We start from the raw sequence: 22,992 nt of genomic DNA on the forward strand, positions 1-22,992 counted from the left end.
ACCGACTCAACTTTCACCACAAGGACGTACTCATGGCACGTGCGGTAGGTATCGACCTTGGGACGACCAACTCCGTCGTCTCGATCCTCGAGGGCGGTGAGCCCACCGTCATCGCCAACGCGCAGGGCTCGCGGACCACGCCGTCCGTGGTCGCCTTCGCGAAGAACGGCGAAGTCCTGGTCGGTGAGGTCGCCAAGCGGCAGGCCGTCACCAACGTGGACCGCACCATCCGCTCCGTCAAGCGCGAGATGGGCACCAACTGGTCCCAGGAGATCGACGGCAAGAAGTTCTCCCCGCAGCAGATCAGCGCCTTCGTGCTGCAGAAGCTCAAGCAGGACGCCGAGGCCTACCTGGGCGAGAAGATCACCGATGCGGTGATCACCGTCCCGGCCTACTTCAACGACGCCCAGCGGCAGGCCACCAAGGAGGCCGGCACGATCGCGGGCCTCAACGTGCTCCGCATCATCAACGAGCCGACCGCCGCGGCCCTCGCCTACGGCCTCGACAAGGAGCAGGACCAGACCATCCTGGTCTTCGACCTCGGTGGCGGCACCTTCGACGTGTCGCTGCTCGACGTCGGCTCCGAGGACGGCCACGGCTTCGTCGAGGTCAAGGCCACCTCCGGTGACAACCACCTGGGCGGCGACGACTGGGACCAGCGCGTCGTCGACGAGCTCGTCAAGCGTTTCCAGAACGCCCACGGCGTCGACCTGTCCAAGGACAAGATGGCTCTGCAGCGCCTGCGCGAGGCCGCGGAGAAGGCCAAGATCGAGCTGTCCAGCCAGTCCGAGACCAGCATCAACCTGCCCTACATCACGGCCTCCTCCGAGGGCCCGCTGCACCTCGACGAGAAGCTCACGCGCTCGGAGTTCCAGCGGCTGACGGCCGACCTGCTCGAGCGGACCAAGGGCCCGTTCCACCAGGTCATCAAGGACGCCGGCATCAAGGTCTCCGACATCAGCCACGTGGTGCTGGTCGGCGGCTCGACCCGGATGCCCGCCGTGACCGACCTGGTCAAGGAGCTGACCGGCGGCAAGGAGCCCAACAAGGGCGTCAACCCCGACGAGGTCGTCGCCATCGGCGCCGCCCTGCAGGCCGGCGTGCTCAAGGGTGAGGTCAAGGACGTCCTGCTGCTCGACGTGACCCCGCTGTCGCTGGGCATCGAGACCAAGGGCGGCATCTTCACCAAGATCATCGAGCGCAACACGACGATCCCGACCAAGCGCTCCGAGGTCTTCACCACGGCCGAGGACAACCAGCCGTCGGTGCAGATCCAGGTCTTCCAGGGCGAGCGCGAGATCGCGGCCTACAACAAGAAGCTCGCGACCTTCGAGCTCACCGGCATCGCGCCGGCCCCGCGCGGCATCCCGCAGATCGAGGTCACCTTCGACATCGACGCCAACGGCATCGTCAACGTCTCCGCCAAGGACCTGGGCACGGGCAAGGAGCAGTCGATGACCATCACCGGCGGCTCGGCGCTGCCCAAGGACGACATCGAGCGCATGATGCGCGAGGCCGAGTCCTACGCCGAGGAGGACAAGAAGCGCCGCGAGGAGGCCGAGGTCCGCAACAACGCCGACGGGCTCGCCTACCAGACGGAGAAGTTCCTCCGCGAGAACGACGACAAGGTCCCCGGTGACATCAAGACCGAGGTCAACGACGCCCTGGCCGAGCTGAAGAAGGCTCTGGAGGGCACCGACACCGACGTCATCCGCAACTCTGCGGAGAAGCTCGCCACGGTCAGCCAGAAGATGGGCTCGGCGATCTACGCCGCCGGCCAGGGTCAGCAGGGCGGCCCCGAGGGCGCCCCGCAGGACGCCGCGGCCGGTGCGGGCCAGAAGGCCGACGAGGACGTGGTCGAGGCCGAGATCGTCGACGACGAGCCGAAGAAGGACAAGTGATGCCGCCGCGTGACAACGGGCACGAGGAGCCGGTGATCCGCGACAACCGCAAGATCGACCCGGAGACGGGGCTGCCTCGCGAGCCCGACGCCGCCCAGGAGACGGCCGGCCAGCCCGCCGAGGCCCCGGCCGCCGCCGGTCCCGCCGCCGACGGCGAGCTGGCCATCCAGCTCGCCGAGCGGACCGAGGACCTGAAGCGACTCCAGGCCGAATACGTCAACTACCGCAAGCGCGTCGAGCGCGACCGCGCCGCGGTCAGGGAGCAGGCGGTGGCGAGTGCGCTGACCGAGCTCCTGCCCGTGCTCGACGACATCGGCCGCGCCCGCGAGCACGGTGAGCTCACCGGCGGCTTCGCGAAGGTGGCGGAGTCGCTGGAGGCCACGCTCACCAAGCTCGGCCTCACCGCCTACGGGCAGAAGGGCGACCCCTTCGACCCGACCGTCCACGAGGCGCTGATGCACAGCTACTCCGCGGACGTGACCGAGGCCACCGCGGTCGAGGTGTTCCAGCCCGGCTACCGCATGGGCGAGCGCATCCTGCGGCCGGCGCGGGTGGCCGTGGCCGAGCCCGCCGAGCCCCAGGAGCCCGCCGCGGGCGGCCAGGGTGAAACCGAAGACGAAAGCTGACGAGGACGAAGGGCCGTAGATGAGCACCAAGGACTACTTGGAGAAGGACTACTACGCCGTCCTTGGTGTGCCCAAGACCGCGACCGCTGACGAGATCAAGAAGGCCTACCGCAAGCTGGCCCGCCAGTACCACCCCGACAGCAACCAGGGCGACACCGCCAAAGAGGCCAAGTTCAAAGAGGTCTCCGAGGCGTACGACGTCCTGTCCGACACCAAGCGCCGCAAGGAGTACGACGAGGCGCGGACGTTGTTCGGCTCCGGGGTGGGCGGCCAGCGGCCGGGGGCGGGCGGCTTCTCGTTCGACTTCGGCGACCTGTTCGGCGGCACCGGGCAGGGGCAGCAGGGGGGCGCGGGAGGGCTCGGCGACCTGTTCGGCGGGCTGTTCAACCGCGGCGGTGGGGGGGGGGCCCCCCCCCCCCCCCCCCCCCCGCCCCCGGGGGGGCTGTACCCCGGGGGGGGGGGTGGGGCGTCCACCCCCACCCCCACGACCCGGCCGCGGCGTGGCCAGGACATCGAGTCCGAGGTCACGCTCTCGTTCACCGAGGCCGTCGAGGGCACCACGGTGTCGCTCAGGCTGACCAGCTCGGCCGCCTGCGCCGCGTGCACGGGCACCGGCGCCAAGGCGGGCACGACCCCGAGGGTCTGCCCGACCTGTGAGGGCACCGGCGCGGCCAGCCGCAACCTGGGCAACTTCGCCTTCTCCGAGCCCTGCCGCGACTGCAAGGGCCGCGGGCTGATCGTGGACGACCCCTGCCCCGTGTGCGAGGGCAGCGGCCGGGCCAAGAGCACCCGCACCATCCAGGCCCGCATCCCCGCCGGCGTCGCCGACGGTCAGCGGGTCAAGCTCAAGGCCAAGGGGGCGCCGGGCGAGAACGGCGGCCCCGCGGGAGACCTCTACATCCAGACCCACGTCAAGCCGCACGCGGTGTTCGGCCGCTCGGGCGACAACCTGACCGTCACCGTGCCGGTGACGTTCACGGAGGCCGCCCTGGGGGCCGAGATCAAGGTGCCCATCCTCAAGGGCATGCCGGTCACGCTGCGCATCCCGCCGGGCACGCCCAACGGGCGTACCTTCCGGGTGCGCGGCAGGGGCGTGTCCCGTAAGGACGGCACCAAGGGCGACCTGCTCGCCACGGTCGAGGTGCTCGTGCCGAACACGCTGGACGACAAGTCGCGCGAGCTCCTCAGCGAGTTCCAGACCGCGACCGCGGGCGAGGACCCGCGCGCCGACCTCATTCAGCGAGCCAGAAGCGAGTGAGCCGATGGACGCCAACTATTTCGACCTGTCCGACGACACACCCGTCTATGTGATCTCGGTGGCCGCGCAGTTGTCCGGGCTGCATCCGCAGACCCTGCGCCAGTACGACCGGCTCGGCCTGGTCAGCCCCGGCCGTACGGCCGGGCGCGGCCGCCTCTACTCCACAAGAGACATCATCCAGCTCCGCGAGGTGCAGCGGCTCTCCCAGGAAGAGGGCATCAACCTCGCGGGCATCAAGCGCATTCTCGAGCTCGAGAACGAGACCCTGCGGTTGCGCGAGGAGGTTCACCGCCTGCGCGCCGAGATGCGCATGGTCAGAGCGCTGATCCGCTACGAGCTGCCACCGGGGGCCTGAGAACGACATGGACTACAAGCTCACCCAGAAGAGCCAGGAGGCGCTCTCGGGGGCCATGCGGCGCGCCGCCGCGGAGGGCAACCCCGAGATCGCCCCGGCTCACCTGATGGCCACCCTGCTCGCGCAGACGGGCGGCACCGCCGTGCCGCTGCTGGAAGCCGTCGGCGCCGACTGGCGCGCGTTGCGCACCAGGGTCGAGGAGCTGCTGGCCGGGCTGCCGAAGGCGCAGGGCGCGACGGTGGGGGCGCCGTCGAGCTCACGCCAGCTCCTCACGGTCATGAACACCGCCGCGCACCACGCCAACCGGCTCGAAGACCTCTACGTCTCCACCGAGCACCTGCTGGTGGGCCTCGCGGCCGACGGCGGCCAGGTCGCCGACCTGCTGAAGGCGCAGGGGGCGACCTCGCAGGCGCTGCTCGACGCGTTCGAGAAGGTGCGCGGCAACGCCCGCGTCACCAGTGAGACGCCCGAGGACACCTACCAGGCGCTGGAGAAGTACGGCGTCGACCTGACCGAGCGCGCCCGGGGCGGCAAGCTCGACCCGGTCATCGGCCGCGACGGCGAGATCCGCCGCGTGGTCCAGGTGCTGAGCCGGCGCACCAAGAACAACCCGGTGCTGATCGGCGAGCCTGGCGTCGGCAAGACCGCCGTCGTCGAGGGCCTGGCCCAGCGCATCGTGGCCGGCGACGTGCCGGAGTCGCTGCGCGGCAAGCGGCTCATCTCGCTCGACCTCGGCGCGATGGTCGCGGGGGCGAAATACCGCGGCGAGTTCGAGGAGCGGCTGAAGGCCGTGCTCTCCGAGATCAAGGAGAGCGAAGGCCAGGTCGTGACCTTCATCGACGAGCTGCACACGGTCGTCGGCGCGGGCGCCGCCGAGGGCGCCATGGACGCGGGCAACATGCTCAAGCCCATGCTGGCCCGCGGCGAGCTGCGCATGATCGGCGCGACCACGCTCGACGAATACCGCGAGCGCATCGAGAAGGACCCGGCGCTGGAGCGCCGCTTCCAGCAGGTCTACGTGGGTGAGCCCACGGTCGAGGACTCCATCGCGATCCTGCGCGGACTGAAGGGCCGCTACGAGGCCCACCACCAGGTGCAGATCTCCGACGGCGCGCTGGTCGCCGCCGCCGCGCTGTCCGACCGCTACATCACCAACCGCTTCCTCCCCGACAAGGCGATCGACCTGGTCGACGAGGCCGCCTCGCGGCTGCGCATGGAGATCGACTCCCGTCCCGTGGAGATCGACCAGCTCCAGCGCTCCGTCGACCGGATGAAGATGGAGGAGCTGGCCCTGTCGAAGGAGACCGACGAGGCCTCCGTCCAGCGGCTGGAGCGGCTCCGCCAGGAGCTGGCCGACCGCCAGGAGGAGCTCAACGCCCTCGTCGGCCGCTGGGAGCAGGAGAAGGCCGGGCTCAACAAGGTCGGTGAGCTGAAGAAGCAGCTCGACGAGGCCAAGGGCGCGGCCGAGCGGGCCCAGCGCGACGGCGACTTCGAGGCCGCCTCGCGGCTGATGTACGCCGAGGTGCCGCGGCTGGAGCAGGCGCTCAAGGCCGCCTCCGAGGCCGAGCAGCCGGAGAACGCCATGGTCAAGGAGGAGGTCGGGGCCGACGACATCGCCGAGGTGATCTCGTCGTGGACCGGCATCCCCGCCGGGCGGCTCCTGGAGGCCGAGACGGCCAAGCTGCTGCGCATGGAGGACGAGCTGGGCCGGCGGCTCATCGGCCAGCAGGAGGCCGTACGCGCGGTCTCCGACGCCGTACGCCGCAGCCGGGCCGGCATCGCCGACCCCGACCGCCCGACGGGCTCGTTCCTCTTCCTCGGCCCGACGGGCGTGGGCAAGACCGAGCTGGCCAAGGCGCTGGCGGAGTTCCTGTTCGACGACGAGCGGGCGATGACCCGCATCGACATGAGCGAATACTCCGAGAAGCACAGCGTGGCCCGGCTCGTCGGCGCGCCTCCCGGCTACGTCGGCTACGAGGAGGGCGGCCAGCTCACCGAGGCCGTACGCCGGCGCCCCTACACCGTGGTGCTGCTGGACGAGGTCGAGAAGGCCCACCCCGAGGTCTTCGACATCCTGCTCCAGGTGCTCGACGACGGGCGGCTGACCGACGGCCAGGGCCGCACGGTCGACTTCCGCAACACGATCCTGATCCTCACCTCCAACCTGGGCTCGCAGTTCCTCATCGATCCCAAGCTGGAGAACGACGCCAAGCGCGAGGCCGTCATGGCGGCCGTGCGCTCGGCCTTCAAGCCGGAGTTCCTCAACCGGCTCGACGACGTCATCCTCTTCGACGCCCTCGGCACGGAGGAGCTGGCCCAGATCGTCGACCTGCAGGTCGAGCGGCTGGCCCGGCGCCTGGCCGACCGCAGGCTGACGCTGGAGGTCACGCCGGCGGCCCGCGAGTGGCTGGCACTGACCGGCTACGACCCGCTCTACGGCGCCCGGCCGCTGCGCCGCCTGGTGCAGTCGTCCATCGGCGACAAGCTGGCCAAGGCCGTCCTGTCGGGCGAGGTCGTGGACGGCGACAAGGTGACCGTGGAGCTCGGCGACGACGAGCTGCTCGTCCAGCGCGCCGCCTGACGCCCGCCCGGAGCCCGGGGCCCCGTCCGTGGGCCCCGGGCTCCCGGAGCCTGACGCTCGCCCGGAGCCCGGGGCCCCGTCCGTGGGCCCCGGGCTCCGGCGTTCTCCGGGGGCGATCAGGGGGGCTCATGGCACGGTCATGGGCCCGCCCGCTCGGTAAGGTTCGCCCCACCCTTCGGACAAGCCCCGCACGCCCCGCCCCCCGGAGGGCTAGCTTCGGCGTTCGTCAGACGAGCGAACAACGACCAGGGGGCGTGCCAGTGCCATCCCACAAGTTCCGGATCATCGTCGCGACGGCCGCGCTGGCCGCGGGTGTGAGCTGGTTCGCCGCGGGCCCCACGGGCGCGGACACCTGTGGCGGAGCGCGGCACTCGACCAGCCTGCTCGGCTGCGCCGGGCGGGTGGAGGTGCGCCCGGAGGACGTGCCGGGCGGGACCGTGATCGCCCCGGAGGCGGGCGACCTGGCCATGGCGGCCGGGCGGCTGGCCCGGCAGCTCGGGCTGACCGGCCTCGCCTCGGGGGGCGCGCTGCCGGGCAAGGTCGATCTCGGGGGTGTGCCGGCCAGCTGGGGCATGCCGCCCCTGTCCTCCGCCTCCCCGCGGGTCCGGCAGGCCGCGGCCGGACCGGCCGGGATGAGGGATCTGGCGACGGCGGCGTACGTCGCGGCCCTGCCGACGCTGCCCCAGGTGCCCGTCCTGCCGGGAACGCCGGCCCGCGCCTCGTGGGAGCCGCACACCGTGACCGCCGGCTCTCCGCGCAAGGACCCGCGCGGGGCGCGGAAGCCGGCGGGCGAGGTGGGCTCGCAGGTCGTCGGCGAGCTGCTGCCGCAGGCGCTCGGCGACCTCGGCGACTCGCCGGTGCTGCCGGGACGCGATCCGGGCCTGGCCGGCCTCACCGGCCTCGTCCAGGATCTCGGCCTGCACTGACCCCCTGCCGCGGGCACGGCGGAATGGCGCGTGCACCTGTGGAACGGTACACGCGCCGATCCCGGCGGTGCGCCCTTCTCAGGGCGGACCGTCAGTGGACGAGCGCGTCCAGTTCGTCCTCGGGCAGCCCGAGATCGACCCTGATGCGGTAGCGCGTACGCAGCGCCGCATCGTGCTCCGGGTCGCTCTCGTCGGATCCCAGCGCGGCCTGGGTCGCCCATTCCAGGCCGCCCCGCAGGTCTCCGTACGCCACCAGCGTCTCGGCGATCGTGTGAGCGGTCGCCGTCGAGACGCCGCCCTCGGCGCGTATCGTCTCGATGACCTCTCTCGCCTCCTCCTGCCGGTCGAGCTCGAACAGCGTGTCGGCGATGCCGGCACGCGGGTCGAAGCCCGTCTCGCCGCCGTCCTCGAGCGCGCGCTGGAAACACTCCATCGCGCGCGCGGGCTGTCCGGCCGCCCGCCACTCCTCGGCGGCGAGAACCAGGATGGACGCCCTGGAGACGTCGCCCGAGGAGTATCCGAGCGCGACGTCGTAGAGCCGACTGGCCAGGGAATCGTGGTCGTCGGCCAGAAGGGCCTGCTCAAGCAGACGATCAAGGTGCTCACGGGTCACATGCGCCACACCGTGAGACTACCGAGCCACGTGCGCCTTTGCCCGGTCATTGCGCATCGCCGGTGGGTCCGGATTTCGGTCACTCCACGGTAAAGACTGGTCACTCTCTGCGTGTTGACACTGCTTGCGGGGGATATACGGATCGCTACGCGTTCTCGCGAGCGGAAGGGGCTGTCATGGGCATGTCCAAGCAGACGACCTTCGCGCTGGCGTGTGTGGTCGTGTTGTCGGCTCTGGTGCCCGGTGTCGCCGGCTATCTGACGGCCCGGATGGAGGCCATCGAGGCCGCCGAGCGCAACCTGCGGGCGCTGGAGGCGCGGCTGCAGCTCCGCGAGGCCAGGGACGCGCGGCCGGTGTCGTACTCGGTGCCCTGCCTGCACCCGCCGTCCACGCCGCAGCTGCAGGAGTTCTCGGCCAGCGCGCTCGGCCGCGAGGAGCACGCCGGGCGCGGGCGGCCGGGCGAGGCCGCCCCCGACTGGCTGCCCGGCCTGGTCCAGGACGTCGAGCGCGCCGTGACGGGCGAGTAGTCGCGGCTCAGACGGCCGGCGACAGGTTCTTGAGCTGGCGCGACAGGAAGCCGCGGATGAGCTGCTTGGCCGCCTCGATCATCTCGGGGTCGCCGTCAGGACGGCGGCGGAAGGCCAGCTTGAGCACCGCGTCACCGGCCTCGACGGCCGCCAGCACCGACACGTCCAGCCTCGGGTCGTCGGCCAGGCCGAACTCGGTCAGGAACAGCCCGCGCAGCCGGCCGGCGATGACCGTGTTGTTCTCGGAGTCGGAGTCGAGCAGGTTGAGGTCGACGGCGTCGCCGAAGTGCAGGCTCTTGAAGCCGGCGACCGAGCGGTGCATGTCGACGTAGACGTCGATGATGGCGTCCACCGCCTCCCACCACCCCCGGTAGTCCTCCTCCAGGAAACGGCGGTCCACCCGGCGGACGAACTCCTCGACGTTGCGCCGGGTGAGCTCCTGGGTGATGGCCCGTTTGTCCGGGAAGAACTGGTAGACCGAACCGATCGCCACGCCCGCCCGCTCCGCGATGCGGGTGGTGGACAGGGCCTCGTAGCCGGACTCGTCGAGCAGCTCGGCGCAGGCGTCGAGCATGCGCTCGACGCGGCGGGCGCTGCGGCGCTGCGCGGGACGCCGCCTCAGGGCGGGAGGCTGGGAGCAATCGTTCTCAATCTGCGGCGAAGACACGGATTCATCTTCTCCCGAAGGCGCGATCGTTAGTTGGAAAATTTCTGGATTTCTCGCTCGTCACCCCAGCCGCGCCAGTGTCCGCATCAGCCGGGGCGAAATCCGGGACAGCGCATAACCTATTTCGGCTTCCGGGTTGACCGGAACGACCGCCTCATTACGGTCCACGGCCCGCGGAATGTGCGCGGCCACCCGCGCGGAACCCCGGGCGGATGACGCTCACCCCGATGCCGTGTCCCGCCAGTTCGGCCCTCAGACTGTCGCTGAGCGCCTTCACGGCGGCCTTGGACACCGAGTACGCCGGCAGCAGCCGCGTCGGCGCGAACGCCGCCAGGGACGCGACGTTGACGATGTGCCCGCCCTGTCCGTGCGCCACCATGGCCGCCCCGAACAGCCGGCAGCCGCGAATGACGCCCCAGAGATTGGTGTCGATCGTGCGCCGCCAGTCGTCGACGGTGTGATCGAGAATGGGGCCGGCGATGGTGATCCCGGCATTGTTGAGCACAATGCCCGGCACTCCATATTCCGCAATGACATTTCGCGAAAAATCAGCCATCTGATCGACATTGCCCACATCGACCTGCGGCCGTAACTCCCGCGACGGGGACGCGCCCTCGACGTGCGCGACGAACTCGGCGATCATGCCGGCCACCGTGTCGGGACGGGCGCGCTGCGCCCAGTGGCCGGCGTCGAGCTCGCGCCGCCAGAGCCGCGGCGTCCACCGTTCGCACCAGCCCGCCAGCGCCGAGGTCACGAAGGGGTCGTGCGCGGCGTCCACGAGCTGCACGGGCAGGTCGATCACGGGCGGCCCGGCCGGCTCGGCCCGGCCCCGCCGTCCCCGCAGGTTCGCCCGGTAGAGCCAGAGGCCGTTGCGCGCGTCGCGTACCAGGGTCGGGGCGGGATGGCCGTCGCGCGGGGGCGCGCCCTCGCGGCGCAGGCGGCGCGCCAGCAGCCGCGGCACCAGGGAGCGCCAGGCCAGCTCGGGCAGGACCGGGATCAGGAAGAACCCGATGTAGGAGGAGCGTACGAGCTGCGCGAGCCGGTCCCGCCGCCCGCCGTGCCGGGCGAAGTCCGCCAGGTGCCGCCCGCCCGGCCCGCCGAGGCTGGTGAACGAGGCCAGCCGCTCGCGCAGCCCGGCCCGCCCGGCCGCCTCCCACCCCTGCACCGACCCCCAGTCGTGCCCGACCAGATGGACCTTCCGCCCGCCGGCCACCGCGTCGAGCACCGCCCGCAGGTCGTCCATCAGACGGTCGAGGCCGTAGTCGCGGCGGTCACGGGGCCCGGTCGAGGCCCCGGCCCCTCGTACGTCGTAACGCACCACGTGGAAGCGGCCGGAGAGCCGGGCCGCGACCTCGTCCCAGACGCGGTGCGTGTCCGGATAACCGTGGAGGAGCAGCACGGTCGGATCGGCGGGGTCGCCGTCCGTGTAGACCGCCAGCCGCACGTCGCCGGACTCGACCCACCGCATCGCGACCCCCTAGTGGACGCTCCGTCCGCAATATAGATCCGCTAGGGCCGCGCGGAAAGGCCGGTGCAGGACCTCAGCGCCTTCCAGTCCGTCAGCGCCTGGGTCTTCGCCGAGCCCGTCATCGGCACCGGGACGCCGCCCTGGATGGTGGCCGGGGTCCAGCGGTCCTTCAGCACCTTCCTGCCGTTGATGGTGAGCGTCAAGACGCCGGTCCGGCCGGTGGTCGCGGGATTGGAGTTGTAGAAGACGAAGTTGCCCATCCCGTAGTTGACGTAGGCGTTCCCGAGGTAGCCCGAGCCGAGCAGGATGTGCGCGTGGCCGCCGACGATGACGTCCGCGCCCGCCTTGACCAGCTTGGGGGCCAGCGAGAGCTGCGCCTCGTTCGGGCACTTCTGCATCTCGGTGCCCCAGTGGAGGTGGACGATCACGGTGTCCGAGTTCTTGCGCGCCTGCCGCACCGCCCGCAGCAGGGCTGCCTCGTCCTTGGCGGAGGCCAGGCCGCCCTTGTCCGCGGTGGCCGTCCACGCCTGGATGAACTCGGAGTCGAGCACCTGCGTGGCCCCGATGATCGCCACCCGGTTGCCGTTCACGGTCTTCCTGTACGGCTTGTACGCCTCCGCCGCGTCCTTCCCGATCCCCACCACAGGGAACTTGCTGCGCTTGATCGCCGCCAGCGAGTCGGCCAGCCCGCTCTCCATGTAGTCCATGCCGTGGTTGTTGGCCATGGACACGACGTCCACCCCGGCCGACTTGAGCGCGGTGAACGCGCTGGCCGGCGCGCGGAAGGTGAACTGCTTGCCCGGCGCGGGCGTCCCCGCCGTGGTGATCGCCGTCTCCAGGTTGACCATGGTGAGGTCGGCCTGGCGCAGGACGTTCGCGATGGGCCCGAGGGCGGTGCGCGGATTGGCCAGCCGGGGCCGCAGGATGCCCTCGAAGTGCACGTCCCCGCCGAACGAGATCGTGTACGGCCGCCGCTGCGGCGTCGGCTTCTTCGTCGGCGACACCGCCGCCTGCTGGTCGGCCTGCTTGGCCTGCAACTCCTTGTCCGGCGCCGAAGAGGAGCAGGCGGCCAGCGAGGCCACCGACGCGATGGCGGCGAACAACGGGAGGGCACGGGGGAGTCTCATCTGCCGCACTTCCGCTCGAATCCTGACATTCAGGGATTGAGCATGCCATGCGGGGGTCGTTACCCGGCAAATCGCAACAATTTGACCATCTCCCGTCAGGGAGGCCGGCCTGCCGAAGCTCGGCCGCGACTACCGGAGCGCGGCCCGCCGGGGCCGTCAGGCCGTGGTGGCGCTCCAGGTTCTCCACCGTGCGACCGGCCGAGATGGCACTGTGGAGGCATGACGTTCCGTCATCGCTCACGCGCGTTGCGTTGGTCGCTGCTCCTCACGGCTGCGACGCTGTCCTGCCTCATCGCGACCCTGCTCACGCCCCTCCTGCTGGAACGCCTGGTGCCCACAGGGACCCGATGGCAGCAGTTGAGCGCCGTCGGCGAGACGTACGGCGCCGCTTCAGCCGTCATCTCCGCCTTCGCCCTGGTCGCGATCGGGTTCTCTCTCTCCTTACAGGTGCGGGAAATGCGATTCGCCAGGGCGGAGGCCGAACGCGCTCACCATTTTCAACTCATGCAGCTGCAGATAGAGAATCCCGTGCTGAGCGACGCGCTGAGCATCAGATCCCAGCTCGATCCGCGCGTGCACATCTATCTCAATCTGGTCCTCTCCTACTGGGAGATGCTCTTCAGAGTGGGAGAGATGACGGAGGAACAGCTCGCCGAGTACGCGCGGGCGAATTTCTTCGGCACGGAGGCCGGCCACAACTTCTGGCGGGCGACCCGGGACCACAGGCTCCTGGTGGTAAAGGACCGGCGCGGCGAGCGCTTCATCAACGTGATGGATCAGGTTTGGCGACAGAGCCGAAGCACGCGTACGGACAGGTTGGTCGCCGGCCGGAATTCGGCCGTCGTCACGGCGACGGCGCTCGTCGCCGCGGGAATCATCTGGATCCGTCACGCGCGCAGGAAACAGCCCCGGAGTCGATCGACCTCCGGGGCGGATGTGTCATGACGGGCGGCGTTACGCCTTCATCTTCAGGCCGTGACCTGGAGAGCTGTCAGGTCGAACTCTCCCTCACGAACCCCTGCGGTGAAGGCGGCCCATTCTTCGGGAGTGAAGACCAGGACGGGACCATCCTGGTCCTTGGCGTCCCGCAGTGCGACTTTTCCGTCGGCCAGCGGGGCGACCTCCACGCACGTGTCGGCGCCGTTGCAGAAAGTGCTCTTCCGCCAAGCCGTCGTCGCAGTATGGTTGTACATTTTCTCCCCAAATGCGCAAGGGGCACCGTTGCCCCTTTTCTGAGGTTCCGCTCTAGCGACGCCAGAGCATTGCTTTACGCTGGATGAGCACGCGTGACTCGTCCTCGTCCAGCGCTTCCAGCCGTATGTGATCAAAGGCCGTCTCATAGCCCGCCACCCACTCGAGCTCCTCGACGAAATGCGCCGCATACAACTGCTCCAGGTACACGACGTCATCGAAGGACGAGAACCTCAGGTGGATGAATGCACCTGTGTTGACCGGGTGCAGGGATTCCAGCGGCAGGACTCTCACGTTCACGTGCGGCAGCAGCGAGACTTCCAGAAGGTGCTCCATCTGCTCCCGCATGACGGAGGGCTCTCCGAATCGTCGCATCAGCGCCGATTCATCCAGCACCACGGAGAGCGCACACGGGTCACTCCTGTGCAACACTCGCTGTTGCCTCGCGAGACGGGCCTCCACTCGGCTTCGGATGCCACTATGAGTGATCCGAGCGATGCCGCGAGTGGCCAGGATCACTTCCCTCGCGTAATCCTCTGTCTGCAGCAGACCAGGCACGACCTGGGGTTCCCAGGCGCGCTGGTATGTCGCCTCCGCTTCCAGCCCGAGAAACCTCATGTATTCCTCAGGCAGGGCGTCTTGGTAATCCTCCCACCAGCCCCGCCGCTCCGCATCCCGCAGCAGGCCGATGAGTTCGTCAAGTTTGCCCCCGTCGACGCCGTAGAGCTTCACCAGTGCCTTGATGTCGTCGGCGCTGGGCATCGTACGTGCGGCCTCGATGCGGCTGACCTTGCTGGGAGACCAGCCGAGCTCCTTGGCGGCCTTGGCGCCGGTGAGCTTGTTGCGCTCACGCAGCAAACGCAGCTCCTGGCCGAGTCGGAGCCTGCGTACCGTCGGGCTGCCCTGCTGCGATGGCACCGTCCGCTCTCCTTGTCCGGAAGGAAGGTGTAACCGGCGGGGATCGTTTGGGGGACGGCATTCGGGGCCGTTCCCACAATCGTACATGCAAGTTGCACACCCAATGCCAGGTGCCCTTGCCGGAAGGCTGTCACGGAGAGAGCTCAGGAGCAAGGCGAGAGCGCGGATCGGATCGGCTGCGTGCAACTTGCACCGCAAGCTCCGCGCAAGAAAACCAAAACTTCCGGGCGGAAGGTATTGTGCCCCGCTCACCAGCGGAGCACGATCGTAGGGAAAAGGTTTCTCCGACGTGAGGAGGCCGGGCATGACGTCGAGTTCGCCGCACGCACCGGGCCTCCCCCACAGCAACGCGTGCCCGAGCATGCCGGGCCGTACGCACTCCGGCGGCGTCGCCGTCCCCGAATAAGAACGAGCCGGGCACAAAAAAATGCCGGGCCGCGGCTGTCGGCCTGATCCCCGCATATGGGCTGCCACCCAGCGGGAGGAACGGCCGCCAGCCGACGGACCGGCGCAGAAGCCACCTCTAGAAATGCCGCGAAAGGGGTCTTCTATGTACTCACAAGGTATCAAGGGACCTGGCCGAATCAAGTCCCGTATCCGTGAACTCATGGCCTGGGCCGACCGCGAGGTCTGCATGGAGCCCGATGAGTTCGCCTACCACGTCGGCTGGACGGTGACCAGGACGGGGTTCGGCGCGCGCCGCTACCGTGATCCGCGATTCGACCAGCTCCGCGTGCCCGGCCGGGTGCGCGAGGAGGTGACGTGAGGTGTCCAGGAACCCACGGAACCAGATCTACCCCGGCTACGAGGACCTGCCCGCCGCCGGGCGCGCACGGATCCTCGTCCGGCTCTGGCGGGCGCGGGCCGAGCTGCTGCTGGCGGCGGCGCTGGGATTGTTCGCGCTGCTCCTGCTGCGGGCCGCGGACGCCGGCCACCTGTTGCCGTTCGCCCTGGTGACCAGCGCGATCTCGGTGCCGGCGGCGGTGACCAGGACCGGCCGCGGCTGGATCGCGGCCCACTGCTGGTGCGTGGTCTCCCGGCACCGCCTGCAGCGGGTCTGCCTGGAGACGACCATGCACACGAGGGCCGGGCGCATCCCGCTGATCCTGTGGATCACGCCGACCGCGACCGGGGAGAAGGCGCTGGTGCTGACGAGGGCCGGCATCTGCGCCGAGGAGTTCGACGCCTACAGCGAGGAGATCGCCGCGGCCTGCTGGGCGCGCGGCGTGAACGTCTACCGGCACCGTACGCGGGCGCAGTTCGTGATCGTGGAGATCGTCCGCAGGGACGAGGCCCCGGGCACGCTGTCGCCGGGGCTCGACCGGCTGTTCGGCCGGCGTGCCTGGATCTCGCTCCGGCCCGACCTGAAGGAGCCGCCTGATCTGCGCAGCCCGATGCAGGCGGTGCGGATCGGCTAGAAGCCTGGGGATGAATGGGGCCTTTCCCCAGGGGGCAAGCCTCGGAGACCGCGGGGGCTCCGGGGCTTCCCCATGCGCGCGACTCGGGCCAAGATGAGTTCATCTGACGAACTCAGGAGTCGTGATGACGTCGACCGTCCACCGGACCTGTCCCCTGTGCGAGGCCGTCTGCGGCCTGACGCTCACCCTCGACGAGGGCGGGCACGTGACCAGCGTCCGCGGTGACAAGAACGATCCCTTCAGCAAGGGCTTCATCTGCCCGAAGGGAGCCAGCCTCGGCCGGCTCGACGAGGACCCCGACCGGCTGCGCAAGCCGCTCGTCCGCGAGGGCGAGCTGTGGCGCGAGGTCGGCTGGGAGGAGGCGTTCGCCGCCGTACGGGCGGGCCTCGACCAGGTGGGCGACCGCAGCTCGGTCGCCGTCTACCTCGGCAACCCCACCGCGCACACCATGGCGGGCGCGCTCTACGCCGGGCCGCTGATCAGGGCGCTCGGCACCCGCAACGTCTTCTCCGCCAGCACCGCCGACCAGATGCCGAAGCACGTGTCGAGCGGCCTGATGTTCGGCTCCCCGATGGCCGTCCCGGTCCCCGACCTGGACCGCACCGACCACCTGCTGATGCTCGGCGCGAACCCGCTGGAGTCCAACGGCTCGCTGTGCACCGCGCCCGACTTCCCCGGCCGGCTGAAGGCGCTGCGCGGGCGCGGCGGCAAGCTGGTGGTCGTGGACCCGCGCCGCACCCGCACCGCCGCGCTCGCCGACGAGCACGTGTTCATCCGGCCGGGCACGGACGCGTACCTGCTGTTCGGCATGGTCCACACGCTGTTCGCCGAGGACCTGGTCACGCTCGGCCGCGAGGTCAACGGCCTGGACGAGGTGCGCGAGGCGGCCAAGCACTTCCCGCCCGAGGCCGTGGCCCGGCGCACCGGCGTGCCCGCGGCGGTGATCGAGCGGCTGGCCAGGGAGCTGGCCGCGGCGCGCACGGCCGCCGTGTACGCCAGGATCGGCACCTGCACGGCCGAGTTCGGCACGCTGGCCCAGTGGCTCGTGGACGTGCTCAACGCGCTCACCGGCAACCTCGACCGGCCGGGCGGGGCGATGTTCGCCAAACCGGCCACCGAGTCCGGCGGGCGGCGGCGGCCGTACGCGACGGGCCGCTGGCGGAGCCGGGTGCGCGGCCTGCCGGAGGCCAATGGCGAGCTGCCGGTGGCCACGCTGGCCGACGAGATCGAGACGCCGGGCGAGGGCCGGATCAGGTTCCTGCTCACGGTGGCGGGCAACCCCGTGCTGTCGGCGCCCCACGGGGCCCGGCTGGACGCGGCCTTCGAGCGGCTCGACTTCATGGTGAGCGTGGACCCGTACCTCAACGAGACCACCCGGCACGCGAACGTCATCCTGCCGCCGCCGCGCGTGCTGCAGTCAGGGCACTACGACTTCGCGCTGCTCGGCTTCGCGGTACGCAACTACGCGCGTTACTCCCCTCCCCTGCTGCCGATGGACGACCGGCCGTCCGAGTCCCAGATCCTGGCCAGGCTCGCGATGATCGCCTCCGGCACGGAGGGCGGCGACCTCGACGCGTTCGTGATCGACGAGACGCTGCGCAAGGCCACGCAGACGCCCGGCTCCGGCGTCGAGGGCCGGGACGTGGCCGAGCTGCGCGCCGCGCTGGACGGCCGCGACGGCGGCGAGCGGCGGCTCGACCTCATGCTCAGGCTCGGCCCGTACGGCGAGTGGTCGGGCAAGGGCGACCTGTCGCTGCGCAAGCTCCTCGACCACCCGCACGGCCTGGACCTGGGCCCGCTGGAGCCCCGCCTGGACGAGGTGCTGCGGACCGCCTCCGGCCTGGTCGAGCTGGCGCCGCCGCAGCTCCTGGAGGACGTCGAGCGGCTGCGCGCGAAGCTGGAGGAGGAGGCGCCGGAGATGGTCCTCATCGGCCGGCGCCATCTGCGCTCCAACAACAGCTGGATGCACAACGTCGGCCCGCTGGTCGGCGGCAGCAACGCCTGCACGCTGCAGATCAACCCGGCGGACGTGGCGCGGCTCGGGCTCGCCGGCGAGGCGGTGGTGCGCTCGGCGAAGGGCCGGCTCACGGTGCCGCTGGAGCCGACGGAGGCGATCATGCCGGGCGTGGTCAGCCTGCCGCACGGCTGGGGTCACGCGGACAGCACGCAGCGCGTGGCCTCCGCGCACGCGGGCGTGAGCGTCAACGACCTCACCGACGAGAGCGCGGTGGACGCCCCAAGTGGTAACGCAGTGTTCAACGGAGTTCCGGTCACGATTTCACCAACCGGGGTGATCACCGCACATTAGGGTGCTGCGCGTGACTATCGCGCCAGAAGAGGACCGTCGCCTGAACGCCCAGATCGCTTTCGCCGTCGAGATCGACAAGTTGAAGCGGATCATCCGCCGCAACCATCTGATCGACGGCTCCCGCCGGGAGAACACCGCCGAGCACTCCTGGTACGTGGGCACGCTGGCGATGGTCCTCGGCGAGCACGCCCCGCCGGGGACCGACCTCCAGCGGGTGGTGGCCATGCTGCTGGTGCACGACCTGGTGGAGATCGACGCCGGCGACACGTTCATCTACGACCCGGTCGAGGTGGCCGCGCAGGCGGACGTCGAGCGGGCCGCCGCCGAGCGCATCTTCGGCCTGTTGCCCGCCGAGCAGGGGGCGGAGCTGCGGGCGCTGTGGGACGAGTTCGAGGAGCGCGCGACGCCGGAGGCGCGCTTCGCGAAGGCGCTCGACCGTTTCGCCCCGATCCTGGCCAACCATCACACCGAGGGCGGCACCTGGCCGCTGTTCAAGGTCCGGGCCTCGCAGGTACGGGAGAAGGTGCGCATCATCGAGGAGGGCTCACCCACGCTCGGCCGGTACGCCCTGGAGCTGGTCGAGCTCTCCGTGGCCAGGGGACACCTCGCCGAGTGATCCCCGTATGCCTGGGGTAGGGGACTTGTCGTGAAAGAGACAGTACGCGCCAAACGTCGGCAATTGAGGGGATTCGCCGGTCCGGTCGCTCTGGCCGATCGGCTTGAGAAGTCCAAGGCCATGGACCGGCCCATCCGTGTGCTGGCCAAGGCCGTACGCACCCGCGTCAAACCGGGCTGGCTGCGCGACCTGCTGCACGGCGTCCCCATAGGCGAGCCGCTGCACCCGTCGTTGGCCTCGGCCACGCTGGGCTGCTGGACGTCGGCCGCGTTGCTGGACGCGGCGGGCGGCGACCCCCGGGCGGCGCGGCTGTTGCTGGCCACCGGCATCGCCGGCGCGCTGCCGACGGCGGCGGCCGGGCTGACCGACTGGTCCTCGCTCCACCGCGAGCAGCAACGGGTGGGCTTCGTCCACATGGCGGGGAACCTGACCGCGCTCGGACTGTTCTCCGCCTCGCTGTTGCTGCGGCTGAAGGGGCACGAGCGGCCGGGCAAGATGTTGTCCTTCGCCGGGCTCGGCGTCGGCATGCTGGGCGCCTACCTGGGCGGCCACCTGGCCTACCGCCAGGCCGCGGGGCCCAACCACGCCCCGCAGGTGGCCCACCTGGTGCCGCTGGGATGGCACGACCTGTGCCCGCTCAAGGACCTTCCCGACGGCCGGCCCGTCGCGCGGCGGCTCGGCTACATCCAGCTCTTCGTGCTGCGAAGGGGCGAGGCCGTCACCGTGCTCGCCGACCACTGCCCGCACCTGGCCGGGCCGCTCCACCAGGGGCGGCTGGTCATGGAGAACGGCGAGGCGTGCGTGGTGTGCCCGTGGCACGGCAGCACGTTCCGGCTCGGCGACGGCTCGGTGCGGCACGGACCGGCCACCGCGCCCGCGCCGATGTTCGAGACGCGGATCCGGCGGGACGGCACGATCCAGGTGCGGCCCATGACCTGACGCGAGGTTGACCTGAAGTTAGCTTGAGGTCCTACGGTCGTGCCATGAGCAAGATCCTGGTGACCGGCGCGACCGGAAACGTCGGCAAGCATGTGGTGTCCCAGCTCGCGGAGGCGGGGCTGGACGTGCGGGCGCTCGCCCGCGACCCCGGACGGGTCGTGCTGCCCGTGGAAACGGTACGCGGCGACCTGACCGCGCCGGAGAGCCTGGAGCCGGCGCTGCGCGACGTGGAGAGCGTCTTCCTCCTCTGGCCGAGCTTCACCGCCGACGGCGCCGACGAGACGATCACGGCGGTCGCCCGGCACGCCCGCCGCGTGGTGCTCCTGTCGGCCCCCGGGGCCGACCAGCCGGGCAGCCACTACCACGAGGTGGAGCGGCTGGTCAGGCGCTCCGGGCTCGGCTGGACGTTCCTGCGGCCCAGCGGCTTCGCGGTCAACACCCTCGGCTGGGCGGAGCAGGTGCGGCAGGGTGTGGTGCGCTGGCCGTACGGGCGGGCGGCGCGCTCGCTGATCCACGAGAAGGACATCGCGGCGGTGGCGGCGCACGTGCTGACCTCGGCGGGGCACAACGGGGCCGCGTACCTGCTGACCGGCCCCGAGCGGCTGACCCAGGCCGAGCAGGTCAGGATGATCGGCGAGGCGGTCGGGCGCGAGGTGCGCTGGGAGGAGCAGTCGCCCGAGGAGGCCCGCGAGCTGCTGACCGCGCTCTGGGGCGCCCCCGAGTTCGTGGAGAGCGCGCTGCGCACCTGGGAGAGCTTCGTGACCGCGCCCGAGGTGGTCACCGACACGGTGGAGCGGCTGCTCGGCCGGCCCGCGCTGACGTTCCGCCAGTGGGCCGCCGACCACGCGGCCGACTTCAGCTAGGCGTCGTCGGCCCGCTGGTCCCGCTCGTCCGCCGGGTGCTCGACCAGGGCGAGGACGCGGCTGGACATGAACCTGGCCGTGCGTACGGGGGTGCCGCCGCGGGTGACCTCGCTCACCTCGACGAGCCCCCGGCGCGTGGCGATCTCGACCCGCCGGCCGGCGCGGGTGGCGCTGATCTCGTACGTGCGGGGCGAGCCGCCCGCGTCGATGACGATCTCCACCCGGTCACCCTTCATGTCCGGGATATACCCATTTTTCGCTATCCGTACACCAGTACGATAATCGCCGTGACCCCCACGGCCACGATGACGCCGCGCAGCACCGGAGCCGGGATCCGCCGCCCCACCCGGGCCCCCACGAAGCCGCCGACGATCGCGCCCAGCGCCACCCCGAGCACCGCCTGCCAGTCCACCTTCGCGACCACCACGAACAGCACCGCCGCCACCCCGTTGACGATCAGCGCGAGCACGTTCTTGGCGGCGTTGACCCGCTGCAGGCCGTCGGCGAGGAAGCTGCCGAGCAGGCCGATGAGCAGCACGCCCTGGGCCGCGCCGAAATAGCCGCCGTAGACGCCGGCGGCCAGCACGGCCAGCCAGAGCACCGGCCCGCCGTCCGGGTGCGCGTGCTCGCGCCGCTCGGCCAGCAGGGCGTTGAGCCGGGGCTGGATCACGACCAGCACGCAGGCCAGCGCGATCAGCACCACCACCACGATCTCGAACACGCCGGGATCGAGGACCAGCAGCAGGAGCCCGCCGATCAGCGCTCCCAGCGCCGAGGCGAGGCCGAGCCTGAGCAGCCGGTCGCGCTGCCCGCTCAGCTCGGCGCGGTAGCCGTAGGCGCCGGTGAACGAGCCCGGCACCAGGCCGATGGTGTTGGAGACGTTGGCCGTCACGGGGTCGACGCCCATCGCCACCAGCGTCGGGAACGTGATCAGCGAGCCGGAGCCGACCACCGCGTTGATGGCGCCCGCCACCACGCCGGCCGCGCCGACCGCGACCAGTTCCCACCCCGTCACGAGCGCTCCTTACGTGTCTGGGCTCTTGGGGGGCGTGAACAGGCCGCCAAGGCTCTCCAGGACCTTTCCCATCTCCGACGGGACGATCCAGATCTTATTTGCCTCGCCTTTGGCGATCTCCGGCAGGGTCTGGAGGTACTGGTAGGCGAGCAGGTGCTGGTCCGGCCTGCCGTCGTGGATCGCGCGGAAGACCATGCCGATGGCGTCCGCCTGGCCCTTGGCCCGCATCGCCTGCGCCTCGGCCTCGGCCTGCGCGCGCAGCACCGCCGCCTCCGCCTCGCCGCGCGCCCGCAGCACCGCCGCTTGCTTCTCGCCCTCGGCCTGGAGGATCGCCGCCTGCCGCTGGCCCTCGGCGGTCAGCACCGCGGCCCGCTTGTCGCGGTCGGCGCGCATCTGCTTCTCCATCGAGTCCTGGATGGAGGCGGGCGGGTCGATGGCCTTCAGCTCGACCCGGTTGACCCGGATGCCCCATTTGCCGGTGGCCTCGTCGAGGACGCCGCGCAGGGCCGTGTTGATGTCCTCGCGGGAGGTCAGCGTGCGTTCGAGATCCATGCCGCCGACCACGTTGCGGAGGGTGGTGACGGTCAGCTGCTCGACGCCGGTGAGGAAGTTCGCGATCTCGTACGTGGCCGCCTTCGGGTTCGTGACCTGGAAGTAGATCACGGTGTCGATGGAGACCACGAGGTTGTCGGAGGTGATGACCGGCTGCGGCGGGAACGACACCACCTGCTCGCGCAGGTCGATCAGGTCCTTGATGCGGTCGATGAACGGCACCACGTTGAGCCCCGGCCGCAGCGTCCGGTGGTAGCGGCCCAGGCGCTCCACGATGGCCGCCGTGGCCTAGTACGCCCGCGCGTACCAGCGGCCCTCCGCGCTCCGATCCAGCGTCAGCGGCACCCCGAACGTCTGCGACAGGTGGTCGGCCGTCATCACGTCCTCCAGCGGCCCCTGGGCCACCACCGAGCCGTGCCGCAGCAGCAGCCCGTGGGTGAACCCGATCGGCACCTCCTCCACGTGGTGCGTCACGAGGACCAGCGTCGGCGAGCGGTAGTCGCCGGCCAGCGTCGACAGCCGGCGCACCAGGTCCTCGCGCCCGCCCAGGTCGAGCCCGGCGGCCGGCTCGTCGAGCAGCAGCAGCTCCGGGTCGGGCATGAGGGCGCGGGCGATCTGCACCCGCTTGCGCTCGCCCTCCGACAGCGTGCCGAACCTGCGCCTGATCAGGTGGGCCGCCCCCATCATGTCGATCAGCTCGACGGCCCGGGTCACGTCGTCGGAGTCGTACTCCTCGGTGTAGCGGCCCATGATGCCGTACGACGCCGTCAGGACGAGGTCGATGACCTTCTCCTCCGGCGGGATCCGCTCGGCGAGCGCCGCGCTCGCCAGGCCGATGCGCGGCCGCAGGTCGAACACGTCGGTCTGCCCCAGCCGCTCGCCCAGCACCTCGATCACGCCCTCGCTCGGATAGAGCAACGTGGACGCCACCTGCAGCAAGGTCGTCTTCCCCGCGCCGTTGGCACCGATGACGACCCAGCGTTCGTCCGCGTTGACCTCCCAGTCGATGCCGCGCAGCAGGGCCGCTCCGTCCCGCCTGACGGCGACGTCCTGGAGCCGCAGCACCTGACCACCCATCCCCGTTACCTCCTTCAGGAGTCACCCTCGGGACAAACCTATTGCA

Annotated in this window: 22 protein-coding genes and 2 pseudogenes; 14 read left to right on the forward strand and 10 right to left on the reverse strand. The window is 70.7% G+C overall.

Going from position 1 to position 22,992, the window contains the following annotated elements; all coding sequences use genetic code 11:
• Window positions 1-32: 32 nt before the first annotated feature.
• From dnaK to ACBR40_RS29530, 6 genes and pseudogenes are all read left to right on the forward strand, one after another.
• A complete protein-coding gene (dnaK, locus tag ACBR40_RS29505; RefSeq protein ID WP_344208309.1) occupies window positions 33-1,901 on the forward strand; it encodes a molecular chaperone DnaK in 1,869 nt (622 codons plus the stop codon).
• Window positions 1,901-2,527 (forward strand): nucleotide exchange factor GrpE, encoded by a 627-nt coding sequence (gene grpE, locus ACBR40_RS29510; protein ID WP_371250856.1) that lies wholly within the window; start codon window positions 1,901-1,903, stop codon window positions 2,525-2,527. The genes dnaK and grpE overlap by 1 nt, the downstream gene beginning before the upstream one ends.
• A gap of 19 nt (window positions 2,528-2,546) precedes the next feature.
• Complete coding sequence (gene dnaJ / locus ACBR40_RS29515; RefSeq protein ID WP_371250857.1) at window positions 2,547-3,785, forward strand: molecular chaperone DnaJ; 1,239 nt, start codon at window positions 2,547-2,549, stop codon at window positions 3,783-3,785.
• A 4-nt stretch (window positions 3,786-3,789) separates the two neighbouring features.
• Window positions 3,790-4,113 (forward strand): annotated as a pseudogene (locus ACBR40_RS29520) (heat shock protein transcriptional repressor HspR); the annotation flags it as partial.
• Between the two features lie 34 nt (window positions 4,114-4,147).
• Window positions 4,148-6,721, forward strand: a complete 2,574-nt coding sequence (gene clpB, locus ACBR40_RS29525; protein ID WP_371250858.1) for an ATP-dependent chaperone ClpB — start codon at window positions 4,148-4,150, stop codon at window positions 6,719-6,721.
• Between the two features lie 260 nt (window positions 6,722-6,981).
• Window positions 6,982-7,647: a hypothetical protein gene (locus ACBR40_RS29530; protein ID WP_371250859.1), complete on the forward strand. Its 666-nt coding sequence runs from the start codon at window positions 6,982-6,984 to the stop codon at window positions 7,645-7,647.
• A 91-nt stretch (window positions 7,648-7,738) separates the two neighbouring features.
• Here the strand turns inward: ACBR40_RS29530 and ACBR40_RS29535 are convergent, their stop codons facing one another.
• Window positions 7,739-8,269 (reverse strand): hypothetical protein, encoded by a 531-nt coding sequence (locus ACBR40_RS29535; RefSeq protein WP_245775283.1) that lies wholly within the window; start codon window positions 8,267-8,269, stop codon window positions 7,739-7,741.
• 173 nt (window positions 8,270-8,442) lie between these two features.
• On the opposite strand from ACBR40_RS29535, the gene ACBR40_RS29540 reads away from it, so the two are divergent.
• Entirely contained in the window at window positions 8,443-8,787 is a 345-nt protein-coding gene (locus ACBR40_RS29540) for a hypothetical protein (protein ID WP_344208320.1), read from the forward strand.
• Between the two features lie 7 nt (window positions 8,788-8,794).
• On the opposite strand, the gene ACBR40_RS29545 is transcribed toward ACBR40_RS29540, so the two are convergent.
• The 3 genes from ACBR40_RS29545 to ACBR40_RS29555 all read right to left on the reverse strand — a co-directional run bounded on the left by ACBR40_RS29545 (window position 8,795) and on the right by ACBR40_RS29555 (window position 12,049).
• Entirely contained in the window at window positions 8,795-9,361 is a 567-nt protein-coding gene (locus ACBR40_RS29545; RefSeq protein ID WP_371251029.1) for a TetR/AcrR family transcriptional regulator, read from the reverse strand.
• A gap of 250 nt (window positions 9,362-9,611) precedes the next feature.
• A complete protein-coding gene (locus ACBR40_RS29550; RefSeq protein WP_371250860.1) occupies window positions 9,612-10,922 on the reverse strand; it encodes an SDR family NAD(P)-dependent oxidoreductase in 1,311 nt (436 codons plus the stop codon).
• A 41-nt stretch (window positions 10,923-10,963) separates the two neighbouring features.
• On the reverse strand, window positions 10,964-12,049 hold the full coding sequence (locus ACBR40_RS29555; protein ID WP_344208326.1) for a CapA family protein: 1,086 nt from the start codon (window positions 12,047-12,049) through the stop codon (window positions 10,964-10,966).
• Window positions 12,050-12,268: 219 nt separating this feature from the next.
• Here ACBR40_RS29555 and ACBR40_RS29560 point away from each other — a divergent pair, with 219 nt between their 5' ends.
• Window positions 12,269-12,994 (forward strand): DUF6082 family protein, encoded by a 726-nt coding sequence (locus tag ACBR40_RS29560; RefSeq protein WP_371250861.1) that lies wholly within the window; start codon window positions 12,269-12,271, stop codon window positions 12,992-12,994.
• Between the two features lie 23 nt (window positions 12,995-13,017).
• Here ACBR40_RS29560 and ACBR40_RS29565 read toward each other — a convergent pair whose 3' ends face one another.
• Window positions 13,018-13,389 (reverse strand): DUF397 domain-containing protein, encoded by a 372-nt coding sequence (locus ACBR40_RS29565; protein ID WP_371250862.1) that lies wholly within the window; start codon window positions 13,387-13,389, stop codon window positions 13,018-13,020.
• On the reverse strand, window positions 13,295-14,158 hold the full coding sequence (locus ACBR40_RS29570) for a helix-turn-helix transcriptional regulator (protein ID WP_344208334.1): 864 nt from the start codon (window positions 14,156-14,158) through the stop codon (window positions 13,295-13,297). Before ACBR40_RS29570 ends, ACBR40_RS29565 begins: the two co-directional genes overlap by 95 nt.
• Window positions 14,159-14,765: 607 nt before the next feature.
• Here ACBR40_RS29570 and ACBR40_RS29575 point away from each other — a divergent pair.
• From ACBR40_RS29575 to ACBR40_RS29600, 6 genes are all read left to right on the forward strand, one after another.
• On the forward strand, window positions 14,766-14,924 hold the full coding sequence (locus ACBR40_RS29575; RefSeq protein ID WP_344208337.1) for a hypothetical protein: 159 nt from the start codon (window positions 14,766-14,768) through the stop codon (window positions 14,922-14,924).
• A gap of 1 nt (window position 14,925) precedes the next feature.
• Window positions 14,926-15,576: a hypothetical protein gene (locus ACBR40_RS29580; protein WP_371250863.1), complete on the forward strand. Its 651-nt coding sequence runs from the start codon at window positions 14,926-14,928 to the stop codon at window positions 15,574-15,576.
• 124 nt (window positions 15,577-15,700) lie between these two features.
• Window positions 15,701-17,884 carry a molybdopterin-dependent oxidoreductase gene (locus ACBR40_RS29585; RefSeq protein ID WP_371250864.1) on the forward strand — a complete coding sequence of 728 codons (2,184 nt, stop codon included), beginning with the start codon at window positions 15,701-15,703 and terminating at the stop codon, window positions 17,882-17,884.
• A gap of 1 nt (window position 17,885) precedes the next feature.
• On the forward strand, window positions 17,886-18,500 hold the full coding sequence (locus tag ACBR40_RS29590; protein WP_344208346.1) for an HD domain-containing protein: 615 nt from the start codon (window positions 17,886-17,888) through the stop codon (window positions 18,498-18,500).
• Between the two features lie 120 nt (window positions 18,501-18,620).
• Window positions 18,621-19,439 carry a Rieske 2Fe-2S domain-containing protein gene (locus ACBR40_RS29595; RefSeq protein WP_371250865.1) on the forward strand — a complete coding sequence of 273 codons (819 nt, stop codon included), beginning with the start codon at window positions 18,621-18,623 and terminating at the stop codon, window positions 19,437-19,439.
• A gap of 44 nt (window positions 19,440-19,483) precedes the next feature.
• Window positions 19,484-20,302, forward strand: a complete 819-nt coding sequence (locus ACBR40_RS29600) for an NAD(P)H-binding protein (RefSeq protein ID WP_371250866.1) — start codon at window positions 19,484-19,486, stop codon at window positions 20,300-20,302.
• On the opposite strand, the gene ACBR40_RS29605 is transcribed toward ACBR40_RS29600, so the two are convergent.
• From ACBR40_RS29605 to ACBR40_RS29620, 4 genes and pseudogenes are all read right to left on the reverse strand, one after another.
• Window positions 20,299-20,538 carry a hypothetical protein gene (locus tag ACBR40_RS29605; protein ID WP_344208352.1) on the reverse strand — a complete coding sequence of 80 codons (240 nt, stop codon included), beginning with the start codon at window positions 20,536-20,538 and terminating at the stop codon, window positions 20,299-20,301. The two genes, ACBR40_RS29600 and ACBR40_RS29605, sit on opposite strands and share 4 nt — an antisense overlap.
• A gap of 23 nt (window positions 20,539-20,561) precedes the next feature.
• The gene (locus ACBR40_RS29610; protein ID WP_344208354.1) at window positions 20,562-21,317 is read right to left on the reverse strand and encodes a sulfite exporter TauE/SafE family protein; all 756 of its coding nucleotides are present in this window, start codon (window positions 21,315-21,317) and stop codon (window positions 20,562-20,564) included.
• 9 nt (window positions 21,318-21,326) lie between these two features.
• Window positions 21,327-22,157 (reverse strand): annotated as a pseudogene (locus ACBR40_RS29615) (SPFH domain-containing protein); the annotation flags it as partial.
• Window positions 22,158-22,946: an ABC transporter ATP-binding protein gene (locus ACBR40_RS29620; protein WP_371250867.1), complete on the reverse strand. Its 789-nt coding sequence runs from the start codon at window positions 22,944-22,946 to the stop codon at window positions 22,158-22,160.
• Window positions 22,947-22,992: the final 46 nt, after the last annotated feature.

It is taken from the genome of Nonomuraea sp. AD125B (assembly GCF_041402765.1).
GTDB classification, from domain to species: domain Bacteria; phylum Actinomycetota; class Actinomycetes; order Streptosporangiales; family Streptosporangiaceae; genus Nonomuraea; species Nonomuraea bangladeshensis.

Coding starts and splice junctions, on each gene's coding strand:
- dnaK (WP_344208309.1), top strand. CDS start 33: ATGGCACGTGCGGTAGGTATCGACCTTGGGACGACCAACTCCGTCGTC.
- grpE (WP_371250856.1), top strand. CDS start 1,901: ATGCCGCCGCGTGACAACGGGCACGAGGAGCCGGTGATCCGCGACAAC.
- dnaJ (WP_371250857.1), top strand. CDS start 2,547: ATGAGCACCAAGGACTACTTGGAGAAGGACTACTACGCCGTCCTTGGT.
- clpB (WP_371250858.1), top strand. CDS start 4,148: ATGGACTACAAGCTCACCCAGAAGAGCCAGGAGGCGCTCTCGGGGGCC.
- ACBR40_RS29540 (WP_344208320.1), top strand. CDS start 8,443: ATGTCCAAGCAGACGACCTTCGCGCTGGCGTGTGTGGTCGTGTTGTCG.
- ACBR40_RS29545 (WP_371251029.1), bottom strand. CDS start 9,361: ATGCTCGACGCCTGCGCCGAGCTGCTCGACGAGTCCGGCTACGAGGCC.
- ACBR40_RS29550 (WP_371250860.1), bottom strand. CDS start 10,922: ATGCGGTGGGTCGAGTCCGGCGACGTGCGGCTGGCGGTCTACACGGAC.
- ACBR40_RS29555 (WP_344208326.1), bottom strand. CDS start 12,049: ATGAGACTCCCCCGTGCCCTCCCGTTGTTCGCCGCCATCGCGTCGGTG.
- ACBR40_RS29560 (WP_371250861.1), top strand. CDS start 12,269: ATGACGTTCCGTCATCGCTCACGCGCGTTGCGTTGGTCGCTGCTCCTC.
- ACBR40_RS29565 (WP_371250862.1), bottom strand. CDS start 13,389: ATGAGACGGCCTTTGATCACATACGGCTGGAAGCGCTGGACGAGGACG.
- ACBR40_RS29575 (WP_344208337.1), top strand. CDS start 14,766: ATGGCCTGGGCCGACCGCGAGGTCTGCATGGAGCCCGATGAGTTCGCC.
- ACBR40_RS29585 (WP_371250864.1), top strand. CDS start 15,701: ATGACGTCGACCGTCCACCGGACCTGTCCCCTGTGCGAGGCCGTCTGC.
- ACBR40_RS29595 (WP_371250865.1), top strand. CDS start 18,621: ATGGACCGGCCCATCCGTGTGCTGGCCAAGGCCGTACGCACCCGCGTC.
- ACBR40_RS29600 (WP_371250866.1), top strand. CDS start 19,484: ATGAGCAAGATCCTGGTGACCGGCGCGACCGGAAACGTCGGCAAGCAT.
- ACBR40_RS29605 (WP_344208352.1), bottom strand. CDS start 20,538: ATGAAGGGTGACCGGGTGGAGATCGTCATCGACGCGGGCGGCTCGCCC.
- ACBR40_RS29620 (WP_371250867.1), bottom strand. CDS start 22,946: ATGGGTGGTCAGGTGCTGCGGCTCCAGGACGTCGCCGTCAGGCGGGAC.